The sequence below is a fragment of the Pseudoalteromonas sp. SR45-5 genome (genome assembly GCF_014163565.1).
Classification (GTDB): domain Bacteria; phylum Pseudomonadota; class Gammaproteobacteria; order Enterobacterales; family Alteromonadaceae; genus Pseudoalteromonas; species Pseudoalteromonas distincta.
Genome location: NZ_JACJDN010000299.1, coordinates 1 through 4,816 on the forward strand (window position 1 = coordinate 1; position 4,816 = coordinate 4,816).

The window sequence follows — 4,816 nt, forward strand, 5'->3', positions numbered from 1 at the left end:
TTATTAAAGAGTTATATATCTAATGAATTCAGTTGTATTTGATGCAATCAAAGCCCTTCTCGATGAAGGCAAAACCCCTACTGTAGCACTAACTAAAAGCCGTTTGGCGCAACCGGTTCCAATGCCGATGATTATTGCAGCAGTAAGCCAATATAAAAACAATCCTGATTCAATTAATAACTTCATGAGAAACCCACAGCAGTCAGATAATACTGAGCTTAAAACAAGTCAATTAGATAGAATTGAGCAAAAACTCGATAAACTTCTTGCGCTGCTAGAACAAAAATAATTTGAGACTATAAATGTTCGTTGTTGATTTAACTTTTGATTGCTACCAAGACACCACCCTAGAACAAGCCGAACAAGCAATAAATCGCTTAGTCAATGCACTGCGTTTTAATGGTCAAATAATGGGGGAAGAATTTCCAACCGTTTTAAAAGATGGATTTTTTATTACCCGCGTAATGTGCCCTACTGAAGATGCAATGCACCCGCTAAATAACAGCCCGTTTGTTAAGCACAGTATCGAAAAGTTACATAGTGCTGGGCTACTTGCGCCAAAAGTAAAAGTGATCGGACAAGATATTCACTCCAACGGCGCTGATTGCTGCAAAGAACCATCAAGTTATATTTTATATACAACCTATGTGCATACGTGCAGCCCGCTTTATTGTGGTGATGACTTTTTGCCTGTGCCGCTATTTCGTATTCCGGCAATTGCTAATGGTGACTATAAAACGCTTATAAAATGGCAAGAAGATTGGCAAGCCTGCGATCAAATTCAAATTAATGGCGCAACCCGTTGTGAATTTCCGGCGCTTGAAGAAATATCAAGTATTCAAAGCGACCTGTATAGACGCGGAAAAGACATAACAAAGCGAATTAGTTTTTTAACTAAAAAGCCAACCTATTATTATTTATACCGTGTAGGCGGCGTAGATAAAGCGTCTGAACTTGAACGAAAATGCCCTAGTTGTAATGGCGACTGGAAATTGCCTGAATCGTGGTTTGGGTTATTCGACTTTAGGTGTGAGCCGTGTGGCTTAGTGTCTAATATATCGTGGGATTTTCAGTAACCATTAGGGCGTGTTGACCTTTGTGGATTGAAATTTGCTCAATCTAGGGACGATTTAATCGCGGCGCGAGGTTTGTAACCTAGTGGGCTCGGTAACTGCTCCTGCGTTACCCTACTGGCTTACATCCATGTAAGAATAAGTAAAAACCGAGCAAAGCTTCCGCGTCCTGCTCACGCCCCTTACCTACATCCATGTAGGCAACAAAGAGTAAACCATCCCTAGAAAGAACTCAAAGGGCAGCGCATGTTTGGCATTTATGCTTCGTTATCGCCTATTTATGGGGAGTAACTACACTACATAGGCTCTGCCCTGCCTAAAAACCAAACATACAGCTGCAAAATCAACCACGAAAGGTCAACACGCCCTAGTAATGGCTCTAAAAATCAGCTTAGTGATGACGCTAAGCTGATTTATTAAATACGTTTTAAACCTCTAATGCCTTTAAAAAAGCATTAATGTTAGGTGCAAGTACATGGTGTGTTTTTTTGCCGACAAACTCTAAACATACTTCACCAGTGTGCACCAATACACTCACTAGTAAATCATCTTGTTCTGTTAAACCAATAAATACTGTTTCTGGCTGCTTGAGCTTGCGTTTCATTAAAACGTGACCCGTTATATTTTGCTGTAACAAATTAAAGTCTTCTTCGTTCCATGCTTGTAGTAATTCAACCTGATGCCCATCAATACTTGCTGAAATGCTTCCACCGTACATATTCCCATATAGCTCGCTAAGCTCTTTTGGAAACTCAAGCTCAAGTGCACTGGCTAAATCATTAAGCGAACCTGCAGGTTGCTGACGCGCGCCCTGCCATTGAATGTTACCTTGCTCGTCAACCTCACCAACTTCACATGGGCTTGGCCATTGATCGTCGTGTGTAATAAGTGGGTACTTTGCAGTGTTTTTAAGGGTATTTTCGCTAAATTTTTGATGAAGTTGTTCTATAAGCAATGCAACAGACATACTGTGAAACTCATTTAAATTAGATATAATGTTCCCATTGTAACTATTTAAGAGCAAACATGACAGATTACAGCAATTCTCCAGACCTTAAAGGTAGCGTATTAGGCCAATCTACTGAGTATGTAGATGTGTACACGCCAAGCTTGCTTTTCCCTATTGCGCGCAAACTAAATCGTGATGCTTTAAATATTGACGAAGCAGAGCTTCCATTTAAAGGCCAAGATATTTGGACAGGTTACGAGCTTTCATGGCTAAATACTAAAGGTAAACCCCAAGTTGCCGTGGCCTTATTTACCTTTGAGTGCCAAAGCAGCCATATTATTGAATCAAAGTCGTTTAAACTCTATTTGAATAGCTTTAACCAAACCCGATTTGAAAGCATCGATGTAGTAAAACAGCATTTAATTGATGACTTATCAAACGCGGTTAACAGTCCTGTCAAAGTGACTTTATATAATCCTGATGATTACAATTGCTTACCGTGTACGGCGCTACCAGGTGAAAGTATTGATGACTTAGATATTGAAATTAATAATTACGATATTGATGCTAATTCACTTAAAGCAAAAAGTGATCACGTAGTAACTGAGACGCTCTACAGTCATTTACTCAAGTCAAACTGTTTAATTACCTCCCAGCCTGACTGGGCAAGTGTGATTATACGATACACAGGCGAGCAAATATGTCGCGAGTCGTTACTACGTTATTTAATTTCGTTCAGAACGCATAACGAATTTCATGAGCAATGTGTTGAGCGTATTTATAGCGATTTAACCACGCAACTTAATATTAAAGAGTTAGAGGTTTACGCGCGTTATACTCGTCGCGGCGGGCTTGATATAAACCCGTATCGCTCTACGCACTATAACGATACGCCATTTGCCGTTAAAATTAATCGTCAGTAGGTTATTTTAAACTGGAATATTAGGGTCTGTTGACCTTTCAAGGTTAAATTTGCAGCAGTCTATTTAGTATTTAGGCAAGGCAGAGCCTAAGTAGTGTGGTTGTTCCCCATAAATAGACGATAACGTAGCATTAATGCCAAACAGGAGTTGCCCAAAGGGTTCTGCCTAGGGGCTATTCACTCTTTGTTGCTCGGTTTTTACTTATTCTTACATGGATGTAAACCAGTAGAATAACGCAGGAGCAGTTATCGAGCCCACTAGGTTACAAACCTCGCGCCGCGATTAAATAGCCCCTAGATTGAACAAATTTCAATCCGCAAAGATCAACAGACCCTAGTATTAAAAAAGGAGCCTAGCCTCCTTTTTTACATTCTTTAATTAATACCAATTCCATTAAGTATGTGATCTAAATTTTACGCAGAAAAAACAATTCAGTTCTAGGCGTAAATTGATGTAAATGGTTGTTCCCTTTGTGAAATTTACAACAAAGAAATGGGTTGTTATAGCAAGTAAAATAGATCAGCTATTTATTGGAATTGGTATAACTTCGCGCTTAGTAGGTATGGGCATACCACACACATCAACGTAGTTATGTGCTTTAACAAACCAAGGTTCAACACGGTTTTTACGAGCACTGATTAAGTTTTTAAACACAGCCGAGTTTGTTTTCATCACTTTAAATATACTTTTATCGCTTTGTACATCACCAAGTACTTGTATATTGGTAATTGGGTTAAATGCTTTACCTTCACTTGGTGTACGCGCTAAACGGTTAAAATGCTCTATACCTTCGAGCACTCGACCAAACACCGTAATATTTTTATCAAGGTAGCGCGGGCCTTGCCCTATTGTTACAAAAAACTCCGTACTCGCACTGTTTATATCGTTGTCGCGCGCCATGGCAAACACGCCACTACAATGCACTTGCCATGTTTGCGTATGTGCTGAGTTTTGAGCTACTGCAAAGCCGTTTAAAAAGCCGGTAACTGGTGCATATCCGTCGCCATTTAGCTCAGTAATTAAAAGTGGTTTGTTTGTTGTTAAATAAAACTCAGCAGGGACTGTTTTATCTGCCGTTTTAATTAACTTTTTACCCAAGCTGTCGCCACCTTGCGCTACAAAACCCTCAACAAACCGATAAACGCTGGTATTTTTATAAAACCCTTCTCGTGCTAACTTTTTAATATTTTGAACGTGCTTTGGGGCAAGTTGTTCATTAAGCTCAATATACGCATCGCCCGTTGGCAGCGTTACCTTTAAAATATTTTGAGCATCCACTACTCGCCAGTTATTATCTGTTGCACTAGCAATTACCTCACTCGCGCTCAATAAAGGTAGCTCTTGTTTAGCAACATCATCACCTAGTTGTTGAGCACAACCGCTCAATAAAACACTAAGCAGAGCTGGCAATATAATTTTTTTCATCACTCATATCCTTATAATTATTATAGTTTTGGTTATTCCCAATCAAACTTATATAGCACATCAACATTTTGGTATAGGCCGCTCGTTATTTCTATGTATAACTGTGAAAGTAACTGATATCGCACAGCCACCTCACTGAGCGAATCAAATACACCCACGCTATATTTAACTTGTAAGCTGGGTGCTACGTAACCTGATATTTCTACTTTGGTGCTATCGCCACTACCAGATGAGCTTAAACTTACATCTGATAACCCAAAGGTTTCACCCACCTTAGAAACAACCCCTTCGCTGCGGCTAACCCCTTGAGAAAGTAATAACTGTGTGAGCATAGCATCGCTTGACGAACTTTCCCCGTCACCCAAAGGTTGGCCATTAAGTAAATATGCAAGTGCTTGAGCTTGATCCATCGCAGGCTCAGAAAATATTTTGAGCGTTGGTTGTTC

At 39.8% G+C, this 4,816-nt stretch carries 6 protein-coding genes; 3 read left to right on the plus strand and 3 right to left on the minus strand.

Annotated features, from left to right (window positions below; translation table 11 throughout):
- Positions 1–22: 22 nt before the first annotated feature.
- Complete coding sequence (locus tag H5072_RS11895) at positions 23–289, plus strand: hypothetical protein (protein WP_007378199.1); 267 nt, start codon at positions 23–25, stop codon at positions 287–289.
- 13 nt (positions 290–302) lie between these two features.
- Positions 303–1,076, plus strand: a complete 774-nt coding sequence (locus tag H5072_RS11900) for a Zn-ribbon-containing protein (protein ID WP_002958242.1) — start codon at positions 303–305, stop codon at positions 1,074–1,076.
- Positions 1,077–1,500: 424 nt separating this feature from the next.
- On the opposite strand, the gene syd is transcribed toward H5072_RS11900, so the two are convergent.
- Positions 1,501–2,040, minus strand: a complete 540-nt coding sequence (gene syd, locus H5072_RS11905) for a SecY-interacting protein (protein ID WP_182693634.1) — start codon at positions 2,038–2,040, stop codon at positions 1,501–1,503.
- Positions 2,041–2,099: 59 nt separating this feature from the next.
- On the opposite strand from syd, the gene queF reads away from it, so the two are divergent.
- Entirely contained in the window at positions 2,100–2,945 is an 846-nt protein-coding gene (gene queF, locus H5072_RS11910; RefSeq protein WP_182693635.1) for an NADPH-dependent 7-cyano-7-deazaguanine reductase QueF, read from the plus strand.
- Between the two features lie 519 nt (positions 2,946–3,464).
- On the opposite strand, the gene H5072_RS11915 is transcribed toward queF, so the two are convergent.
- A complete protein-coding gene (locus tag H5072_RS11915; protein ID WP_182693636.1) occupies positions 3,465–4,370 on the minus strand; it encodes a peptidylprolyl isomerase in 906 nt (301 codons plus the stop codon).
- 32 nt (positions 4,371–4,402) lie between these two features.
- A partial coding sequence (locus H5072_RS11920; RefSeq protein WP_182693637.1) for a translocation/assembly module TamB domain-containing protein occupies positions 4,403–4,816 on the minus strand: 414 nt, incomplete at its 5' end.

Coding starts and splice junctions, on each gene's coding strand:
- queF (WP_182693635.1), top strand. CDS start 2,100: ATGACAGATTACAGCAATTCTCCAGACCTTAAAGGTAGCGTATTAGGC.
- H5072_RS11900 (WP_002958242.1), top strand. CDS start 303: ATGTTCGTTGTTGATTTAACTTTTGATTGCTACCAAGACACCACCCTA.
- H5072_RS11915 (WP_182693636.1), bottom strand. CDS start 4,370: ATGAAAAAAATTATATTGCCAGCTCTGCTTAGTGTTTTATTGAGCGGT.
- syd (WP_182693634.1), bottom strand. CDS start 2,040: ATGTCTGTTGCATTGCTTATAGAACAACTTCATCAAAAATTTAGCGAA.
- H5072_RS11895 (WP_007378199.1), top strand. CDS start 23: ATGAATTCAGTTGTATTTGATGCAATCAAAGCCCTTCTCGATGAAGGC.